The 20,843-nt window shown below is 67.2% G+C and carries 11 protein-coding genes and 1 pseudogene; 5 read left to right on the top strand and 7 right to left on the bottom strand.

Translation table 11 applies throughout. From position 1 onward, the window contains the following. Positions 1-114 precede the first annotated feature (114 nt). Positions 115-3,084 (bottom strand): DNRLRE domain-containing protein, encoded by a 2,970-nt coding sequence (locus tag AVW11_RS24940; RefSeq protein ID WP_143568897.1) that lies wholly within the window; start codon positions 3,082-3,084, stop codon positions 115-117. A gap of 718 nt (positions 3,085-3,802) precedes the next feature. On the opposite strand from AVW11_RS24940, the gene AVW11_RS24935 reads away from it, so the two are divergent. Continuing rightward, positions 3,803-11,101 (top strand): polymorphic toxin type 43 domain-containing protein, encoded by a 7,299-nt coding sequence (locus tag AVW11_RS24935; RefSeq protein ID WP_143568896.1) that lies wholly within the window; start codon positions 3,803-3,805, stop codon positions 11,099-11,101. A 626-nt stretch (positions 11,102-11,727) separates the two neighbouring features. Here the strand turns inward: AVW11_RS24935 and AVW11_RS24930 are convergent. From AVW11_RS24930 to AVW11_RS24910, 5 genes and pseudogenes are all read right to left on the bottom strand, one after another. Further along, positions 11,728-12,995, bottom strand: a pseudogene (locus tag AVW11_RS24930) (tyrosine-type recombinase/integrase). Further along, entirely contained in the window at positions 12,992-13,177 is a 186-nt protein-coding gene (locus AVW11_RS24925) for a helix-turn-helix domain-containing protein (RefSeq protein ID WP_076046027.1), read from the bottom strand. Before AVW11_RS24925 ends, AVW11_RS24930 begins: the two are co-directional and overlap by 4 nt. After that, positions 13,170-14,516, bottom strand: a complete 1,347-nt coding sequence (locus AVW11_RS24920) for a replication initiator (RefSeq protein ID WP_079250774.1) — start codon at positions 14,514-14,516, stop codon at positions 13,170-13,172. Before AVW11_RS24920 ends, AVW11_RS24925 begins: the two co-directional genes overlap by 8 nt. Positions 14,517-14,686: 170 nt before the next feature. Further along, positions 14,687-16,015 carry an FtsK/SpoIIIE domain-containing protein gene (locus AVW11_RS24915; protein WP_076046026.1) on the bottom strand — a complete coding sequence of 443 codons (1,329 nt, stop codon included), beginning with the start codon at positions 16,013-16,015 and terminating at the stop codon, positions 14,687-14,689. Next, the gene (locus AVW11_RS24910) at positions 16,015-16,341 is read right to left on the bottom strand and encodes an SCO3933 family regulatory protein (protein WP_240528258.1); all 327 of its coding nucleotides are present in this window, start codon (positions 16,339-16,341) and stop codon (positions 16,015-16,017) included. The genes AVW11_RS24915 and AVW11_RS24910 overlap by 1 nt, the downstream gene beginning before the upstream one ends. A gap of 235 nt (positions 16,342-16,576) precedes the next feature. On the opposite strand from AVW11_RS24910, the gene AVW11_RS24905 reads away from it, so the two are divergent. Beyond that, entirely contained in the window at positions 16,577-17,449 is an 873-nt protein-coding gene (locus AVW11_RS24905) for a GntR family transcriptional regulator (protein WP_079250775.1), read from the top strand. Between the two features lie 70 nt (positions 17,450-17,519). On the opposite strand, the gene AVW11_RS24900 is transcribed toward AVW11_RS24905, so the two are convergent. Next, positions 17,520-18,242, bottom strand: a complete 723-nt coding sequence (locus tag AVW11_RS24900; RefSeq protein ID WP_076046023.1) for a GntR family transcriptional regulator — start codon at positions 18,240-18,242, stop codon at positions 17,520-17,522. A 156-nt stretch (positions 18,243-18,398) separates the two neighbouring features. Between AVW11_RS24900 and AVW11_RS24895 the strand changes: the two genes are divergently transcribed. The 3 genes from AVW11_RS24895 (at position 18,399) to AVW11_RS37200 (ending at position 20,424) form a co-directional block, all read left to right on the top strand. Continuing rightward, complete coding sequence (locus AVW11_RS24895) at positions 18,399-18,596, top strand: hypothetical protein (RefSeq protein WP_076046022.1); 198 nt, start codon at positions 18,399-18,401, stop codon at positions 18,594-18,596. Further along, positions 18,593-18,823 (top strand): DUF7848 domain-containing protein, encoded by a 231-nt coding sequence (locus AVW11_RS24890; protein ID WP_076046021.1) that lies wholly within the window; start codon positions 18,593-18,595, stop codon positions 18,821-18,823. Before AVW11_RS24895 ends, AVW11_RS24890 begins: the two co-directional genes overlap by 4 nt. Before the next feature lie 1,112 nt (positions 18,824-19,935). Next, complete coding sequence (locus AVW11_RS37200; protein ID WP_143568895.1) at positions 19,936-20,424, top strand: hypothetical protein; 489 nt, start codon at positions 19,936-19,938, stop codon at positions 20,422-20,424. Positions 20,425-20,843 lie beyond the last annotated feature (419 nt).

The raw sequence follows: 20,843 nt of genomic DNA, 5'->3' as shown, positions 1-20,843 counted from the left end.
CCCTTTCTGCGCTGGCAGGAATCCGACCTGGCGTTCCGTCACGGGCTTCACGCAGAAGCGCCCTGTCGGGAGTGACCTCCCGACAGGGCGCTCGTGCCATCGTTGCCCTCGTGACTATCCGATCGTCAGGAAGGTGTTCCAGCCGTCTTCGTCGCGTCCGACGGCGCCGCCCACGGCGGTGGTTCCGCCTTGGAAGAGCCACTGGTTCTCGTTGGTGCCCACGGCCCAGATGTCGGGGATGCCGTCACCGTTGGCATCGGGGGTGCCGAGGACCTTGGGGTAGGCGCTCCGGCCCCAGCCGGTGGTGGCGTAGGTGTAGTCCTCGGCGCCCTCGGAGTTCGCCTTGGACTCCAGGGACGTGAGGTCGGCACCGCCGTTGACGCCGGGCTTGCCCTTGCGCAGGGCCAGGCCGCGGTTGGCGTTCGTGTTGTCGCGGAAGATCAGGTCCGGGACCTTGTCCCCGGAGACGTCCCGAACGCCGACGATGTCGCGGCCGGCCCAGCCGGTGGCCATCTTCTTGTACGACGCGAAGCTGGAGCCGGTGTAACCGGAGAACGCCCAGAAGCCGTCGGCATCCAGGGCGAACAGGTCGCCCAGACCGTCGCCGTCGACGTCCTCCGTGGCAACGAGCTGCCGGAAGACGGACGGGTCGGGTGCGCTGAGCGGCATCTGCATCTGCATGCGGCGGCCGACGTCGAACTGGCCTGTACCGGTGCCGGGGTAGATGTAGAGCTTGCCGTCGGGCATCCGTGCGATCAGGTCCGTGAGACCGTCACCGGGGTACCAGTCGGTGGCGTGCGCGATGAGCGCGGACTCGCCGGTGGCCGCGTCTTTCCAGTATCCATGTGCCACTGGCTGCCCGTTCTCCACCGCACCGGGGATGTAGGCGTCGGTGTCCCCGTTGGTGTCCCCGGCATAGGTGCGCAGGTTTCCGTCCTTGTCGATGGCCAGGAGGTCGGGATTGCCGTCTCCGGTGACATCACCCGGCTTGTCCTGGCCTGCCCTCGGCCGTACCAGGAATTGGTAGACGCTCTGGTTGGAGACGTTGCCGGCCTTGCTGACGGTGCGGAGGTAGAGGACGTTCGGGCCGGAGACGTCCACCCTGAGGGGGACGACGGCTTCGTCGCTTCCCGAGGCGGGTATCGCCTTCTGGTCGAACAGGGGCTTGTTCAGGCTCCACTGGAACTCGCGGATGTCCTCCGCCTTGGCACCGTTGCCCTTGATGGTGAAGGTCTGGCCGGGAGTGCTGGCGGGCTCGGTGCTCCACTCGGTGAACGCGTCACCCTGCGGCGGGAAGGCGGCGGAGGAGACGGCCGGGTTGGGCGGGACGACATGGCTGACGGTGAAGGTGCACCATCCGCTGCCACCGGACTCGTGCGGCCCGCTGCCGGACCACCACCCGTCCTTATCCTTGGTACGGGAGAGCCAGTAGTAGGTCTGGCCGTCCACGAAGGTGCTCTGAGGCACTTCGGCGGTGACGACGCCGTCGCTGTTGGCCGAGAACCACTGGTTGAAGACGGGCGGTCCGCCGGCGCCGCTCCACACCTCGATCTGGACCTGGTCGAGGTTCTGCTGATCGGGCCGGTCGTCGCGGTCGGAGCCCTTGACCTGGAAGGTGATGCTGGTCTTGCCGATCCCGGTTCCGGGCCAGCTGGTCACGCACGGGCCGCCCGGGAAGGTCTGCATGTTCGCCGCGATCGGAGTGTCCGGCGGTGAGTTGTAGACGACCTCGAGGTACGGGGCCGTCTCGCCGTTGGCGATGAACTTCTTCCAGTAGTAGGGATCCGACTCGTTCGGGGCGGCGAACCCGAGGGACAGCGCTCCCCAACGGCCATTGGCCGCCTCCGTGACGAGCCCCTTGATGTCGGGGGCGATCCAGTTGTCAGGGCACGAGCTGTTGTATCCGTAGCCGGCGCGCTCGGTCGCGACCTTCTTGCTCCAGGCGCCGCTCATGTTGTTCCACGTGCTCGACGACGTGATGTACGGCGTCGAGTAGATGTCCGTGGGCTTCTGATCGCAGGACCACGAGTACGTCTGCAAAGCCCGCACGCTGGCGGAGAGGATGCCCGCGCCGTGGAGCTGGGTGCCGAAGTCGAAGTTGAAAACGGAGCGGGAGGTGCCTCCGGAGGAGGACTCGTAACCGACCCGGGCTTCGTTCGTTCCGCTCGCGTTGTAATTCTGCCCGTTGTAGAAGCTCGAATTACCTGCCGTCTTGTACAGCAGGGTCCAGGAGTGCTTGTGTCCCTTGAAGGAAGGGTCGACAAAGACCGGGTACACGGTCTCCGGAGCATTGAGCAGCGCACTGTCCGGGGTCAGGGACAGCGTGTTCTCGGCGAGCGCCGCGGCGACGGGCTTCAGCCGCGCCCCCTCGGCGCCGGCGAGGCCGGACAAGGCCAGCGTCGGGTGCCGCTCGGCCACGCCGGTCGGCGTCCAGGCGGGCTTGTCGTCGGTGGTGGCGACCTTGCCGCTGGAGTCCCACGTCATCGGGGTCGGTGAGCCCGCGATCTCTTCACCATCGGCCCCGCGGGCACTGAGTGCGTCCGACTCGTCGTCCAGGTGGAAGGTCATGTCGGGGCTGGCCAAACGGTACTTCAGCTGTCTCAGCAGCGGATCTGCCGCGGCCTGCCTGTCCTTGACGACCAGCAGGTGGGAGTAGCCGCCGTCCTGGGCGGTCATCACCAGGTCGATGCCGGGCCGGACGTTCTCGTACAGGGCGCGCGGGCCGTCGACGACAGGAGCGGGAAGTGCTCCGGGCCAGCTGACGGTCATGTCGTGGCCTCCGGTACGCAACCGGACCAGTTCGGTCCAGGTTTCGCCCGGCGCGTCCTGCCGCAGCGACACCCGGCTCACGGCACGTGAAGCGCGATCGCCACCGGCAGCCTGCGCCGCGGACCCGCCACTGAAGAAGACCCGGCCGTTGACGGCCTTGGCGGCGTACCCGCCCTCGACCCTCTCCAGGCCGGTGTCGATGGGCTTCCAGGTGCCGTTCACGTCGGCGCGGACGGCCGAACTGAAGATCTGTTTGCGGAAGGTCCCGTCGGGCTTCGCCCACGTCGTGGCGTTGGCACTGCGAGCGGCGGTCACCTCGACCTCTTTGCCGCTGCTCTGTGCCAGTCGCCGCGCCTGCGGTTCATCGACCGGAGCATCCTGACCGGACCGGTTCTGCGACCCCCCGTCGCCGATCACGTGCACGCCGACCGGCACTGCGAGAGCCGCCGCCAGCAACGCGGCCAGACTCCCCAGAGTTCTTCGGCGCCCATACCACCGGCGCGCGGGTACGGGAGCTTCCGCAGCCCCATTCCCTGTCGGCGGACTTCCGCCCGTGGAATCACTGACAGACACGACGTACTTCTCCCCCCTCGGGCGCCCCACTTCGCAGCCCTCGGTACTGATCGGTGACTTCTGCTCTTGACCTGAGGAACCTCAACGGTCGGCTCCGCCCGGCCGTTCGGGCGCGTGGCGTGCGAGCTGAGCATGACCCATCCGGCCGACATCTTCACCCCTGACATCAGCTCAGAGGTGCATCGTTAGCAGCCCATTTGCACCGATCGCCCCGAGCTATACGCCCAGTCAAGTGACAATGCACACAACGGATATCGGAACCATGGTGTTTCGGGCCCGCCGGCCACAGAATCGGTAACCAATTGTCAGTTTCCTGCCGGCCTTGTGCCATCGCCGAGGCGGCAGATCGTGGGGGGTCCGCATGTCGCCGTTCTCGGCGAATTTCCGCCTGCCCGGAAACAGAAGAGCGCGCGCAGCACGTGCGCGCTCTGCCGGGCGCGCCGGCATCACACTCTCGGTGGTGCTGGTCGCAAGTCTTCTGCCCGCTCAGGCCTGGGCGGCACCACCGGGCGACCGCACCGGCGTGGAGCTGCCGGGCCTGCAGAAGGACGCCAAGGTCAGGCCCGACCAGGCCGCCATGGACGATCTCAGCAAGTGGGCCGGTGCTCCGCCGTCGACGCTCCAGGAGTACACGCCTAGCGCGGTGGCACCACCGGCGGAGGCTTCGGCCACCGTGCCGCTGTCACCGGATCCCAACACCGGCCTCGCCCCGATCGGTTCGCTCCCGGTCAGCATCGGGAAGCTTCCGGGAACCGGAGCCGTGCCCACGGGTACCTGGTCTGCGGCCGTCGAAGGCCGCGCGAAGACCGAGGCCGCCGGAGTCGACGGCGTCATCGTCAAGATCACGCCTCCGGCCGATGCGGTGAACCCCGTCGACGTGGCCCTGGACTACTCGAAGTTCCAGGACCTGTACGGCACCGAGTGGGCCTCGCGCCTGAAGCTGCGGCAGTATCCCGCGTGCTTCCTCGACCAGCCCGAACTGCCGGAGTGCTCGGTATCCGTCGACATTCCCAGTTCCAACGACGGCAAGAGCGTCATCGCGACCCTCGACCCGGCTGCGGTACCCGCTCAGGGCATGCGGACGATGACCGGAGGCGGCGCGGCGCCCATGGCGGTCGTGGCCTCCGACGGTGCCGACGGGGCGGGCGGCTCGTACAAGGCCACTTCTCTCTCGCCGCCGGGCTCATGGACCGCGGGCGGCAGCGGAGGCGGCTTCTCGTGGAGCTACCCCTTGGCGGTGCCCCCCGCCCCCGCGGGACCCACCCCGTCCGTCGCCTTCACGTACTCCTCGCAGGCGGTGGACGGCAGGACGTCCGTGACGAACGGTCAGGCGTCCTGGATCGGTGACGGCTGGGACTACAACCCCGGGTTTATCGAACGCCGCTACCGCTCCTGCTCCGACGACCTGAAGGCATCGTCGAGCGGCAGGGCGAACAACGACAACGCGACGGACAAGAAGAAGGGCGACCTGTGCTGGGCCGCCGACAACGTCGTTCTCTCGCTCAACGGCGCGAGCACCGAACTCGTCCGTGACGCCGCCACCGGCAACTGGGTCCCCGCCGCCGACGACGGCTCCAGGGTCGAGCTCAAGACCGGCAGCGGCAACGGCGCGAAGGACGGCGAATACTGGGTCGTCACCACGCGTGACGGCATGCGCTACCACTACGGGCGCCACTCCGTCGGTACCCACGGGGACGGATCCTCACCGAGGACCGTCACCGACTCCGTCTTCACCGTCCCGGTCTTCGGCAACCACCCCGGCGAGCCCTGCTACCAGTCGGCCTACGCGGACTCCTCCTGCACCCAGGCGTGGCGCTGGAACCTCGACTACGTCGAGGACGTCCACGGAAACGCCATGATCATCGACTGGGCGAAGGAAGAGAACCGCTACGCCAAGAACGAGAAGGTCAACGAGAAGGACCGTGCCAAGGTCGGTTACATCCGCGGTGGATACCCGACGCGCATCCTCTACGGCCTCCGCGCCGACAACCTGGCCGGCGTCCCTGCGGGCCGGGTCGAATTCGGCGTCGAACAGCGGTGCTTCGAGGAGAAGAACGTCTCCTGCGCGGACTCCCTGTTCGGCTCCAAGAACGGCATCGGCTGGTACGACACCCCCGCCTCCCTGAACTGCAAGATGGACGCGGCGGTCTGCGAGTCCTTCTCCCCGACGTTCTGGTCGCGCATGCGCCTCGACAGAGTGACGACCTACGGCCAGCGCACCGCGGGATCCACGGCACTCACCAAGGTCGACCAGTGGGCACTCAAGCAGTCGCTGCCCAAGCACCGCACCGACACCAGCCCGCCGCTGTGGCTGGAGTCCATCACCCGGACCGCCTACGGCACCAAGGACAGCAATCTCGGCGTCTCGCTGCCCCCGGTCTCCTTCAAGGCCAACGAAGTCGACATGCCCAACCGTGTCCTCAAAGCCGACGTCAACGGGAAGCCGGACGCCGCACCGGACTTCGACCGGCTCCGTGTGGAGACCATCCTCACCGAGACCGGCGGTGCGATCGAGGTCGACTACTCGGCCCCGTGCGCCAAGGGGACGATCATCCCCGACCTGTCGAAGAACACCACGCGCTGCTTCCCGGTGCGCTGGTCCGCGGACTCGGGGCTGGATCCCGACAAGGTCCCGCCGGTCGAACTCTTCAACAAGTACGTCGTGGACAGGGTGGTCGAGAGGGACCGGGTCGCGCAGCGCCCCGACGTCACGACCAGCTACACCTACGAGGACGCCGCCTGGGCCAAGGACGAGGACGAGTTCACCAAGCCCGACTGGCGCACCTACGGCCAGTGGCACGGCTACGCCAGCGTTGTCACCACCACGGGTGCGACCGAGAACACGGGCAATGCCACCGCGACCGAGCAGGCCCAGACGCGCACCCGCTACTTCCGCGGCCTGTCCACCAAGACGACGAAGGTCACGGTCAAGGACTCCACCGGCACGGTGGAACTGGGCGAGGACCTGCCCCAGTTCCAGGGCCAGGTCGCCGAGACCATCACCTACACCAAGGCCGGCGGCAGCGTCGAGAGCCGCAAGCTGGTGGCGCCCTGGCGCAGCCAGTTGATCGCCTCCCGGCCGCGAGTGGACACCCCTCCCCTGGAGGCGTACCGCGTGGGCACGGCCCGCACGGACGAGATCCAGTCCGTCAGCGGCGGCAAGTCCCGCATGGTGCGCAGCCTCAACACGTACCAGGAGGAGCCGGCTTCGTACGGTCTGCTGCTCACCACGCAGACCGAGGTGTCGGAGAACGCGGGCACGGGCTGGACGCCCGTCAAGCAGTCCTGCACCAAGCCCACGTACGTCCACAACCCCACGAACAACCTGATCGGTCTGCAGTCCGAAGTCGTCGAGACGACAGGTGACTGCGCGGGTGGTGGCAGCGAGCCCGGAACGCGCCTGAACGCCGTCCGGACCTCGTACGACGCGGTGAACGCCTTCGGCGCAGCACCGACCAAGGGCCTCCCGTACCAGGTCGACGGCACTGACGCCGCGGGCACCGGCTGGACGACGGCCGGCCGCACCGAGTACGACGCGCTCGGCCGCGCCGTGAAGACCTACGACGCCGCGGGCAACGCATCGAGCGTCGCGTACAGCCCCCCGACCGGCCCTGCGTTCTCCACGACGGCGACCAACGCCCTCGGGCACACGGTAACCACCAAGGTCGACCCGGCCCGCGGCAGTGTCCTGGAAGTGATCGACGCGAACGGCCGCAAGGTCCTCACGACCTACGACGAACTCGGCCGGAGCACAGAGGTCCGGACGCCTTCGCAGAAGCCCACCGACCCGGCGGCCTACACGTTCGAGTACCAGATCGCCGAGCTCAAGACGCCGGCGGTGATCTCCCGCACGCTCAAGGACAACGGCACCTACAGCACCTCCATCGCGATCTACGACGGACTTCTGCGTCCTCGCCAGAGTCAGACCGAGGGCCCGGGTGGTGCCCGCCTGATCACGGACACGCTGCACAGCGCCAACGGGACCGTCAGCCAGACCAACAACGGCTACCTCGCCGAAGGCAAGGTGAGCACGGAGCTCTACGTCCCCAAGTCGGTCACGGAGGTGCCCAGCTCCGCCCAGACCGCCTACGACGGCCTCGGCCGCGCCGTGCGCGTCACCACGGTGGAGAAGGGCGAAGCCCGGCAGTCCGCCGTCACGCAGTACGGCGGCGACTGGACCCTGACCCGCAGCGGCATGTCACCCACGGGGTCGTCCCCGCTGCCCGGCAGCCGTGCGGCCAAGACGTGGACCGACGCGCTGGGCCGCCCTTCCGCCATCGAGCACTACACCGCCACCGACCTCAGCACGTCGACCAGGACCGGCTACACCTACGACGTCCGGGGCAAGCTCGCCAAGGTCACCGACACGGCCAGCAACAACTGGACCTACACCCACGACGCCCGCGGACGGATGACCTCGTCCGAGGACCCCGACTCGGGGAAGTCGACCTTCACCTACAACAACCTCGACCAGCAGGTCTCGACGACCAACGTCTACAACGTCACCCAGTACACGGCGTACGACGTGCTCGGCCGCAAGACGGCGCTGCGCGACGACTCCGAAACCTCCGACCCCATCGCCACCTGGACCTACGACACCCTCCCGGGCGGCAAGGGACAGCCGGTCGCGTCCACCCGCAAGTGGGGGGCAGGCACGTACAAGAGCGAGGTCACCGGATACGACAGCGAGTACCGGCCGACCGGGTCGCGCATCACGGTCCCGGACGTCCCCGCGGCGAAGGGCCTGGCCGGCAGCTACGCCTACAGCACCACCTACACGCCCACGGGCAAGGTCCAGTCGACGACCCTCCCCGCGACCATCGGCGGTCTCGCCGCCGAGAAGCTGATCACCCGGTACAACGCCGACGGCATGGTGCAGACCATGTCCGGCCTGTCCTGGTACACCTCCGACACCGTGTACAGCCCGTACGGTGAGATCCTGCGTACCGCCTCGGGCAACGCGCCCCACCGCGTGTGGACGACGAACACCTACGACCCGCACACGGGACGCGTCGCCTCGGCGACCAGCCACAAGGAGACGCGCGACGCGGCGTCGGGCTCGAACCTCCTCTCCTCCCTCAGCTACACCTACGACGCGGTCGGCAACCCGACCTCCATCAAGGACAGCTATCCCGGCACCACCGCGCAGTCCCCGCCCCTCGTCGACCGGCAGTGCTACACCTACGACGCCATGGGCCAGCTCGTCCGCGCCTGGACGGGCAAGACGGACGGTTGCCCGACAAGCCCCACGGGTCCCGCACGCACGGAGGTGGGCTCGGGCACTCCGGGTGACGCCTACTGGCAGGACTACCAGTTCGACGCCATAGGCAATCGCACGAAGCTCGTCGACCGCGACCCCGCCAACAGCGCCCTCGACGACGAGACGAGGTACACGTACGGCGTGGACGTCTCCGGCGGTGGCCAGCCGCCGGTGAAGAAGCAGCCCCACGCCCTGACCAAGGTCGACAAGACCACCAGGACCCCTGGCTCCACGGTCGACTCCACGTCCACGTACACCTACAGTGCGGCGGGCAGCACCAAGACCCGCACCATCGGCGGTGACACCCAGACCCTGAACTGGGACCGACGCAGCAAGCTCCTGTCGGCCACCAGCCCCGGCATCGGTTCCGTCGCGGTCACCGGCCTCTCGGGCAAGTGCCTCGACGTCCAGGACGGCGGCACCGCCGACGGCACTCCCGTCCAGCTGCTGTCCTGCAACGAGACCAAGCCCCAGCAGTGGCGCATCACAGGCGACACCGTCCAGGCCCTCGGGAAGTGCCTCACCTCCGAGAACGGCAAGGCCCTCCTGAAGGCGTGCAAGCCCGGCGAGCCGAGCCAGACGTTCACCTACCGGGAAACGGACAAGGCCCTCGTCACCGGCACCAACCAGTGCCTCACCGTCCCCAACGACAATGCCGCCGAGGGGAACGACCTGGGGACGTTCACGTGCGCCAGCCCTGCCCCCACGCCGGCTCAGCAGTGGAGCTTCGGCAACGTCACGAGCTACCTCTACGACGCTTCGGGCAACCGGGTCGTCCAGGACACCGGTAGCGCCCGCACGCTCTACCTCGGCGAGACCGAGATCACCGTCGACAAGGCCGGCAAGGCCATGGACGCCGTCCGCTACTACAGCAGCCCCGGCGCCCCGACCACGGTCCGCCGCACCAAGGGCAAGACCACCGGCCACACCCTGTCGCACCTGCTGACCGACCACCACAACACCGCGACCATCAGCGTCGAGCAGAAGACCGGCCAGCCCGTCACCCGGCGCAAGTCCGACCCGTACGGCAACCCCCGTGGAAGCCAGCCGTCCAACTGGCCCGGCTCCCGCACGTTTCTCGGCGTCGGCACCGACGACAACACCACGGGCCTGACCCACATCGGCGCCCGCGAGTACGACGCCGGCACCGGCCGGTTCATCACGGTCGACCCGATCATCGACATCACGGACCCGCTCCAGATGAACGGGTACACGTACGCCAACGGCAACCCCATCACCAACCTGGACCCGGACGGCCTCAAGTACTTCGAGGGCGACAGCGACCCCGGCTTCCAGGCCGAGGCCAGCAAGGTGGTGCAGGTAGCCCAGAAGCGCATCGCGAAGCGTGAGGCACGGATCGCCTACTGGGCCACGAAGAGTGTCAGCAAGCCCAAGGCCAAGAAGAAGCCGTCAACCTGGACCAACATCTGGACGGGCGCCGTCCGCGGCTACGCAAGTGCCGACCAGATGTTCCCCACGGGCCAGCTGATGTCGCTGTTCGGCATCTCTGGGCGTGATCAGGCCAACTGGTTGTTCAAGAAGTTCGGCGTTGAGTCAGACGAGAACGCCATTGAGTCCGTACTCGCAGAGATTCTGGCTCCCATGCCGCCGGCGGCCAAGGCAGCAGCGGGGCCGGGTGCCGTGCGGCGACTCATGGCATTCATGTCCCGCTCCTTTAAAAAGCCCCCATCCTGCAACAGCTTCGTCGCCGGAACCATGGTCCTTCTGGCAAACGGCGGAAGTAAGCCGATCGAAAGATTGGCCGCGGGTGACGAAGTGCGCGCCACCGACCCTGAAACCGGTGAAACCGGATCCAAGGAAGTCACGGCGACGATCTACACCGAAGACGACAAGAAATACACGGATCTGAGCATCCAGACCGACGGCGGTGTCAAGACCATCACCACGACGGGTCACCACCGGTTCTGGTCTGAATCCGACCGGGTCTGGAAGGAGGCAGGAGACCTCAAGCCGGGCGAGCGCCTGCGTACCGACGACGGCACAACCGTTGACGTGGCGGCCGTCCGCACGTACACGGCGTTCAACGAGACGTTCGACCTGACTGTCGCGGACCTGCACACGTACTATGTGCTGGCTGGGGCCACCCCGGTCCTCGTCCACAACTGCAACGTTATTGATGGAAGTGGTCCGGCTAGGGGAGTGCTTGAGGTCAGCGACCGGGTGAAATCTGTCGGCGCGGTGAAGAACTTCAACCCGAAGGGTGAGAGGGACTTCGTCTTCGATCCGACCACGGGACGCTTTGCGACCGGTGCAGACCAAGGCGTTGGTGGGCACGATTTCCTTGGAAGCGCTATTGGCGCGGACAAGTCAACGATGGTGGGAGGTCGGCTCCGTCGAGGTCCCGATGGAGAACTTCAGACCAATCAATGGTCCGGACACTACGGAATGAACTGGGATGATTCGGCAAGGAAGGCATTCCAGGACTTCATGGGCCAACACGGTATAACCGTGAGCCACACTCCGAGCATGCATTGGTGAGCAGGATCACGTTCCTGATGCATCCCGTTCTTGAGGCAGGTGTCGTGACGGAAAATGATTTGATGGCAGAGCTCTCAGCCGTGCCTGAGACCTGCTGGATCTTCTCTGCCCACGCGAATGAAGCCAGCGCCGTCATGTGGCTGCCGCTGACGAAAATCAGCGAGACCGGCATTTGGCTGGGGCTCGACAGGAAGGGAGTGTGGACGCTAGGCCGACTCGATGGTGTAGTCGAATCCTCGGCGGAAGGTCTTCCCTCGTCTTGGGTGACGATTCTGGACGCAGATGAGTCGTCCCTGCGAGCAGGCTTGGCGTCTGCTGCTGAACGGTTCAAGCTGTCACCGGGCGGGCTTGAGAGCCTGGTCCCAGTCGATGACGTGCTGACAATGGCGATCAGAAGTCGGAGCAGTCACTGGGCAGAGCGTGCAGTCTGCTGGATGTCGGAGAGGACTATCCCAGGAGACCAATTGGCCCTCCTTCGGGGATTGTCTACGGCCGGTTGGGCTAATCAACGGACACGGCATACTGCCAGGCGTCTCGTGAAGGGGTTCGAGCAATAAACAACCAGATGCCCTCCCGGACCCTTCGGGAGGGCATCTGGCCGTTTGACGGCAACGCTGACGGCAACGTCAGCGGACAGTTGGTGCGGCGGGCGGCACGAAGGCAGTGCCAGGGGCTGCGTTGAGAGCACCCGTCAGGCTGCCGATGGCTTGGCGTTGGAGGCCGAGTCGGACGTGGGCGTAGACGCCGGCGGTGACACCTATGTGGGCGTGGCCGAGGAGTTCCTTGATCACGACGAGGTCGACGCCCTGTTCCAGGAGCAGGTGGCGGTCGAGTGGCGGAGGTCGTGGAAGCGGATGCGGCGGAGTCCAGCGCGGTCGAGGAAGCTGCGGAAGCGGCGCGTGAGGTTGGCCGGGTCGAGAGGCCGGCCGGCCGGGGTGGTGAAGACGAGGCCGCTGTCCTGCCAGGCTGACTCAGCGGTCTCTCGCTCTTTGTCCTGCCGTCCCTTGTGCTCCTTGAGGGAGTGGAGGCATTCGTTCGGGAGCGCGATACGGCGCTCAGATGCTCGGGTCTTGGTGGGCAGGTGGGTGAGGCCGCCGGTGCGGGTGCGCTGGAGTGAGCGGCGGATGCTGGCCGTTTTGGTTGTGAGGTCGAGGTCTTCCCAGTGGAGGCCGAGAAGTTCGCCCTTGCGGAGTCCGGTTCGCAGTGCGAGGTCGTACAGCGCATGCAGCCGGTCGGCGCGGGCCGCGTCGAGAAACCGGCGGGCCTCGGCTGCGGTGAGTGGCCGGAAGCGCCTGGGCCGGGGTGCGGTGGTCTTGACGTTCCGGGCGACGTTGCGAGGCAGTTCGTCTTCGCGGACGGCGTGTTCTAGAGCGGACTTGAGGACCGAGTGCACGTACGTCACCGTCGAAGGGGACAACTGCTTCTGGCAGCACTCGCCGACCGCGCAGCATGCCTTCCGTTCGGCGTCCAGGCCCTGGGTGCAGCACTGGCAGGTGGTACGGAGCCGGTCGAGGAAGGTGCGGACCTCCTTGGCGGTGAGGCGCGCGACCTTCTTGGTACCGAGGCCGGGGATGAGGTGGAGGCGGACGCAGGCGGCGTAGCGGGTGTGGGTGTTCTCCCGAAGCCCGTGGATGGCGACGCTGCCCAGCCAGTAGGTCATGTAGTCGCCGACGGTGCTGTCGGCGGTGGCGACGGGGAGGCCGCGGTTGCTGTCGGCGATCTTCTCGGCGAGTTTGTCGGCGGCTTCTCTCCGGGTGCTGCCGTAGACGCGGACGCGTTTGCGGGTGCCATCGGCGGCGAGGACGTAGCCGGCGGCTTCCCAGCGGCCGTCCTTGCGCTGGTAGATGGTGCCTTCGCCGTTGGCGCGGGCCTTCTCGCGCTTGGGGGCGGTCATCGGGCGGCCTCTTCCAGGTGGCGCTGAACGTAGTCAGCGAGGGCGTGAGCCGGGATACGGCGGGCACGGCCGATGGTCAGCGAGGCCAGGCGCCGGGTGCGTAGGAGGTCGTAGAGGACGGAGCGGCCAATCTTGAGGCGGGCCATGGCCTCGGGGACGGTGAGGAGTTCGTCGTCACGCACCGGCCGTCACCGCCTGTTCGCGTGTCGGGCCCCCGTTGATGAGGGCGGCGAGGCGTTCGAGGTCAGGGGTGAGGCCGGTGCCGTCGTACGCCCAGTGGGCGAGGACGAGCGTGGTCGGGGAGGGAGGAGGGGTGTGGCGGTGGTGCCAGGCGGCGCGGGCGGCCCGGAGAGCGCCGAGGGTGGTGGAGTAGGCGCGGGTCTTGGTGGAGAAGTGGCCGCGGAAGCCGAGCATGTGGGCCCACTTGCGCAGGTTCAGGTGCTTGAGGTCGTCGCGGGCGCCGAGGGTCCAGGCGGTGCGGATCATGCGGGCGGCGTGCTCGGGTACGGACTCGAACCAGAGGTCGGTGATCCTCTTCAGCCGGTGGTCGAGGGTGCCGGTGGCGGCTTCGGTGCCCTTGGTGGCGTACTTGGCGACGTACCCGGCGACCTTGCCCTCGGTGATCGTCGTCCCGCCCTGGAAGGCCGTGGACCGGATGACCCTGGTGTCGATCCGCTCGCCGAAGGCGAAGGAGTGGGTGTGGCTGCTGACCTTGGGACCGACGACGTGGGCGCGGGTGGCCGCGATGCGGATGGCGTCGGCGAGCAGTTCGGGGGTGGCCCAGGCGGGTGGTGCGGTGTAGGGGCCTGCGGGGCCATCGAGGCGGATCACGGCGTGGAAGTGGATCAGTCCGCGCTGCTGGTACTCGGCGACCTTGGCGTACGAGACGCGGGCGACCTTGTGCAGCAGTCGCTGCGGGACACCAGCTGCGGCGGCGAGGGTGCGGCGCACGTGGAGCATGAAGCGCGCCCACAAGGCGGGGGAATGGGCGTTCCAGAGCACGGCGCCGGTGTAGTCGTACCGCTCGGGGTCGAGCGGTGTGCCGAGGAGCGGGTCACCCTTGAGATGGGTGTGTCCGCAGCGGCAGCGGGCGGAGCTGTTGACGCGTCGGCCGTGGACCGGGCCGTACGAGGGTGCGGTGAGCGTGGCGAACACGCGGGGATGGGTGGCGACCTGGTCGGGGATGTTCTTGCCGCCGCGCAGGCCGGCGGCGATGAGCTGGTAGGTGTCCTGGCGGTAGAGCTCGGCGCAGGAGGGGCAGCGGGTGGTGCGGCGGTTGCCGCAGCGCACCAGCAGGTGCCCGGCTGGGAGGTCCTTGGACTTCAGGTCACGCAGGATTTCACCGGTGAAGGCGTCGCTCTCAGTGCGCTGGCCTTCGAGCCGGATCGGCTGGGAGCAGCCGCCGAGCGAGGACAGCTGGCGTATCAGGCCGAGCAGGTCGCGGTACCCGGTGAACGTGGGCAGCGCGGCCGTGGCCGGTTCGGGACGCGGGATTGTGGTGGTGGGGTCGTGCGGTGGCATGCTGGCGGGACCTCTCTGCACTGCGGCACACGCGTGTGCCGTGGACGGGTATGGGAGGGAGGCCCCGGCAGGGCGAGGGTTTGGCGACTACACGCCCTTGCCGGGGATCACTGCGGTACGGACTCGGTCCGGGGCGGGGCTGGCCCGCTCGGGCGGCTGGCCGACACGGGTCACGCAGCCTTGTCCAGGTCGATAGAGGCGGGCAGTTCGCGGACCTTCAGCCCTTCGGTGCACATGAGGTCGTTGATCTGCCAGCAGGCTTCGGTGGGCAGGTAAACCGAGCGCAGCCGTACCGGGGTGCGCATGTCGCCGACGGAGGCGATCGAGACGCCCTGGGGCATGGTGCGGTCGGCGGCGGTGATGTCCAGGTCCCGGCCGTCGGGGAAGACGTGCAGGAAGTCCTCGATGGTGTCGACGCGGTGGCAGATCCGGGCGGACAGGTTGGTGCGGATGGCGGTGGTGAGCACGTCGGCGGAGGGCTTCTGGGTTAGCAGCCATAGCCGGACGCCGAACTTGGCGCCCTGGCTGGCGATGGCCAGCAGCTCGGCCTCGAAGCGTTCGCGGGCCTTGCGGTCCGGGTGCCGGGTGTAGTTCGCCACCTCATCGATCACCACCAACAGCAGCGGCAGCTCGGGACTGAATTCGGTGATGCGGTCGGTGCGGCTGGACCAGAACAGCCGCTCGCGGCGTTGCATCTCCTCCCGCACCCAGCGCAGGATCTCGGTCGGCTCGTCGGGGTGGATGGCGTCGGAGACCTTGTACGCGGTACGCCACCAAGGGGCGACCGCGGCGAGGTTGGGGTCGATCACGATCAGGCGCACGTCCCGCATGAGTGAGGCGTAGGCGAGCAAGGTGTTGACGGTGATCGATTTGCCGGAGCGGGTGGCGCCGGCGATGAGGGCGTGGGCGGAGTAGGCGAGGTTGAGCACGATGGGGGTGCCGTCTTCGTCCCAGCCGAGCAGCACGTCATCGGTGGAGACGAACTGCCCCGGTCGGCAGACGGGGGAGCCGTCCGGGCCGAGGAGCGGTGAGCGGATCACTGCCTCCAGCGGCTCGCGCCTGAAGCCGCGCGCGACGATCACTCCGGGTTTGGGCTGGGCGATCCGGATGCGGCGCATGCCCCAGGCGTCGCACAGACCCTCGCTGGCGTCCTGCCAGGCACTGAGCCCGACCTGCGGCAGCGCGTCGACGGTGACGGTGACGCCGAAGGCGTCGGCGCGGGTGTGCAGGCGGGGCACCAGCACGCGCGGCTTGGTCGGTTGGTCCTGCGGGCCGTACTGCTGGAGCACGGTCGGGGTGGCGTCCTTGACTGCCAGGCCCAGCATCGGCGCGAGCCGCTTCCAGCCCCACCGCATCCGCCGCGCGTGCCGCAGACTGACCCGGGTCTCGGCATCTGCCCGGTACCAGCGTGCGAAGCAGTACCCGGCCCAGCCCAGCAGCCCGAGCGCGACCAGCACGGTGACGACCAGAAGCGCGAGCCCAAGGGAGTTGTTGGGCATCAGGCGCCTGCCTTGACGGTGATCGCGTCAGCGCGAACGGAGACTCCGTGCCGGTCCTTGCCGTTGATCTCGTTCTCCCAGGCCGAGGCGACAAGGCCGGTGAAAACGACCGACAGGCCGACCTTCAGGCCCTTGCCGAGGCCCGGCTCCGGAACCTTCACGGCGATCACTTCGGCGCGGCCGTTGAACGCGAACATCACGTCCACCAGGTGCACGTGGGCGCCGGTGCCCCGGTCGATCGCGGGCTGCCGGCCCTCGCGGTCCTTGAACTGTGGCCGGGGCTCGGAGGCCAGGATCATCAGGGCCTGGGACTGGTCGATGGGCATGGTCTTCACGGCAAACCTCCAGGGAGAGGGATGTGATTCACCCGGGTGGGTGATCACGTGTCGCACAACATAACATCCATCCCTAGTCCATCCGTAGTCATTTCTTATTGAGTCTATCCGTTGCTGCGGTGGTCCATCCGTAGGGCCGCTACCCTGACCCCATGGGCTGAGCTGGTGAAATACGGCGGCAGAGAGCAGCCCTGTGAGATGAATCGGACCCGGCCCAGGGATGGACATGCCTGCTGACGAAGCGCGTTTGACGTTCGAGCGCATCGCGGACGACCTGCGGCAGGAGATCCGGGACGGCAAGCTGCGTCCGGGCCAATTGCTCCCGACGCAGACCCAGCTCATGCAGACCTACAAGGCGTCGAGCCTGACCGTGCAGAAGGCCATCCGGCTCCTGCGCAACGAGGGGTGGGTCATCGCCCGTCAGGGGCGCGGCACGTTCGTCACGCGCTCGGCCGACTTCGAGGACGCCTTCGAGAAGGTCGCCAGTGACCTCCAGCAGCAGATCTACTCCGGCACCCTGGCACCCGGCGCCAGGCTTCCTGCCCGCGAGGTCCTGGCCGAGCACTACGCGGTGCCGCTCAACGTGGTCACCAACGCCATCGCCCTGCTGGCTGGCAACTTCCTGCTGCGATTCCCCGGCGAGCTGCCCGGCGACGAGGTCTACGTACGCGACTGGGAGGACCACGGCTTCGCCACGCAGCTCATCCACGGCCGCCTGGTCCGCAAGATCCGGGACGGCTCACTGTCCAGGGGTGCCACGCTGACCGTGGACGAAGTGGTCGACGCGATCGGAGGCGATGCCGAAGCCGCCGACCAGGCCCTGACCTTCCTCGCTCTAGAGGGCAGGGTCAGGAAGATCCATGAGACCAGGGGATCGCATCGGGAAGTCGCCTACGTCGTCATGGGCGGCGAGTTCGGCACCGAAGTACCGGTCACCGTGCAGCCGGTGGACGAGCCGGCCGAAGCACCCGACATCCCGGTGAAGGAGTTCCCGACTGCCGGGGTTGCAGATCTGGCCTACAAGCTGGAACGCGCCCTGGAGCGGATCGAGGAGTTGGAGGAGCGCGTCGAACGTCTCGAAGGCCGCGGCGGCGACTGAGACGGGCACGCGAACGACAGCGTCCCCGAAGGCCGCAGGTTGGCCTTCGGGGACGCTTCGCGTTGACCGGTCAGGGCTGGTACTCGTAGCCGATCGTGAACCGGGGCGGTAGACACCATTCCCCGTACTCGATGATTCCTTCCGCGTCCGACCATCGGTGAGCGCCGGCCAGGATCGGGGAGCCGACCGGCAGGCCGAGGGCGCTGGCCTCTCGGGCGTCGGCGGGGCGGGCGTGCATGTCGTCACGGGCGTGGGTGATCGTGCGCCCGGTGGCCTCCAAGACCCGGGCGGACAGTCCGTGGTTACGGCCCGGGGCAGTGTTCAGTAGGTCGGGCACCAGGGCGGCGAACGGGGCCGGGTACCAGTTCACCGCGAAGACGGTCCGGGTCTTGCCGCGGCCGGCCAGCCACTCGCGCCGCACCACCTGGTCCCCTGGCTCCAGGTCGAAGATCTCTGCCACGTACAGCGGTGGGGTGATCAGTTCGGCGGCTGTCACCCGACTCGTTTCGCCCTCCGCGAGGAACGATTTCACCCGCTGGACCCGGGCCAGCCGGTCCCGCGCCGACAGCGTCCAGCGCGGGTCATCGGCGACGTAGGTGCCCCGGGGGGTGGTGCGGATGAAGTTCTCCACCTGAAGGGCCTGCAAGGCCCGGGAGACGGTGGCGGCCGCGGCCTGCCACTGCCCGGCGATCTCCCGGTTCGTCGGCAGCTTGGCGCCAGGCTCAAGCTCTCCCGACAGGATGCGCTCCCGGAAGTGATCCGCGATCTTCGTGAACGTCTTGGGACTGGGCATAAGGCTTGCCCCTCCGTTGAGTTGACGTGATGTCAGTGAGGGCACACTAGTGCACTGTGAACCGTAGCGGGAGTGCTTCGGCCACTCGAATACTGAACTAGAGCACCGACCTGTCAAGAGGTCGACCATGTGAAGTTCGAGAGGTGGCGATGTGCAGTGACGGAGCCGACCAGGTACTCGACCCCGCCGGTGGAACTCCCCTTGCGTCTGGAACCGGAGCCGACGCCCGTCGAGGGCTGCGCGGGCTGTGCCGAACTGGCCAACGTACGTGACCGGGCCCGCGTGGTCGGCGACATGACCACCGTGACCGACTGCAACGTCTACATGCGACGCCACCCCGAGGGGCACCAGTGAGTCCCCGCGCCGTCTACCGGCACATCGCTCACACCATCCGCCACGCGCCCGAAGGCGGCATCACCTACGAGACGTTCTGCGTCACCGTCGGCTGCGACGCCGAATCCGGTCCTCGCGACGAACAGGAAGCCGTGCAGGACTGGGCGCTTCGCCATACCGGACGCACGAGCCACGACCTGTTCAGACGAGTCGTCACCGACCATGCCAAGGTCACGCGCGCAGAGTAGAGCCCCACCGGCAACCAGCACAGGCCTCACACCCCGCAGGCCATTGCACCAGGCCAGCAGCCCAGCCGAACGCTCAACCGACAGCCAGGGCGTACCGCCGAAGCGGGATGCGTCCAAACTTTCTCTACGTCTTCAAGGCGACCCGCTGGCGCGGGTCGCNNGCGCGGCACGGCCGCCCACCCGGCCCGCTCTCGGCTCCGCCACCGCGGGCCGGCCAGCGACCAGGCCGCGCAGAGACAGCGCAGCGTTGTGCCGGAAGCGCGGAGAAGCTGGGACGCGTCCGCACGACGAGCGCGAGGCCGACGGCGAGGCGGCGTCGGGGAGTCGGCTGGTGCGCAGCTCGTGGGCGGGGTCGGTCGGCTCCGTGGGCTTTACCCACCTGTTCGGGCCGGGGCCCGCGTCGGGCAAGGCCAGGGGGCCACTCGTTCAAATTCCGGGCAGGATCAAAGCCTGCCCGAGTTGCCGGCCAGCGTACGGCCCCCTGACCATGCCCGACCCCAACCCGAACAGGACACCGGCCAAAGCCCACTCCGACGCCCTCACGCGCGTAGCCGTCTGACGGCAACGCCGACGGCAACGGGGGCGCACAGCAGGGCACTTCCACGTACGCTCACGGACTGGCCGAATTGCGTTGACCTGCGAAAACACAGATGACGGCACCTCAGCACGCACACGTACTATGTGCTCGCAGGCGCCATCCCGGTCCTGGTCCATAATTGCTCTCCAGAGCTTGCAAAGTATGCCGACAGTCTCCCGCAGAAATCTCCGGATATTGATGTCGTTGCGCGTCTGACTACGAAGCAAAATCCCGAAGGATATTTCGCGCACAACATGGATCGAAGCGGAATCGGTGATGTTGACTACGAAGCCCGGCAGGCAATTGATGCGGCTGGAGGGCATCACATGGGGTGTGCTGAGATTGGTTGCATAAGCGACGCGTTTGAAGCGGAGGACCCAATGGTAAACGCGGTGATGGAAGCAGTGCACTTTTCTCCGGGCACTCCATATCATCTCACGCCAATTGCACCTTGCCCCGGGGCGTGCGAGCCTCTGCTTCCAAGGATGGAAATCCGGACAAATCTAGGTTAGTCGATCGACATGGAGGGTTTAGCGTGAGTGATACGGGAATGGATTGCGAGATCACTCCCGATGAGGCGATTCTCTTGAATGCACTGGATGGAGAGCTGCACGGTTTGCTGCGGCAGGTAAGCTCTTCCGATATTGATTCGGCCGCTGATGCGCTGTTTCATTTGAAGAGCAAAGTGTGTCCGCAAGGGGTGGCTATCAGTCGTTCCACCTCTGCCGCCCTGCCGATTCTCATTCGAATCTCAGCTCTTGGAAAATCGGCGGTCCGGCGTGAGGTTCTTCAGGTAGTGGCTAGAATCCATCGAGCATCCCACGCTTGGCGCAAATCGGCACAGAACGCTCGACCTGAGTATGCAGGAAACTATGATGAGAAGATCCAGTGGGAGATTGCAGTGGATCGTGCCCTGAGCGATGCCATGCCGGTTCTCAGGCGTTTCGAAGGAGACTCGGACGCAGTGATTGCTGCTGCGGCTCGTGATCTCGTAATGAGGATCTCGTCAAGCGTGTCGGAATAGTCACCCCGCCTGCTTAATCTGCCAGGGTGAAAACCTGAAGGAGCCTCACCGGATTTGGTTGCCGGAGGGGCTCCTTCAGTGTCTGACGGCAGTAGTTGACGGCAACGGCATCGGACGGGTGCTGCAGAAAGCGGTTCGCCGTCGTCGGGCCGGGTAGCGGCCTGGGCGGTGTTGCTGAGGGCGTCGCCGAGGAGGTCGATGGAGGCGTGCTGGAGGCGGAGCCGGACGTGGATTCAGACGTTGTTGGGCACGGCGAAGAGGGCTCATGGACCAGAGCAACACTGCGGAACCGATCTTCACCGGAGCCTATGAGTAGAGCTGTTCAGAGTTTCTTTACTTGATCAAGGCGGCCCGCTGACGCGGCCCGCGCGCTCCGGCCCCTCGGGGCCGCCGCCCGCTCCTGTCTCCGCCCCGCTTGC

It is taken from the genome of Streptomyces amritsarensis (assembly GCF_001953875.1).
Classification (GTDB): Bacteria; Actinomycetota; Actinomycetes; order Streptomycetales; family Streptomycetaceae; genus Streptomyces; species Streptomyces amritsarensis.
Note: the sequence above shows the minus strand (reverse complement) of the source record. Positions and strands in the feature narration are given on the sequence as shown.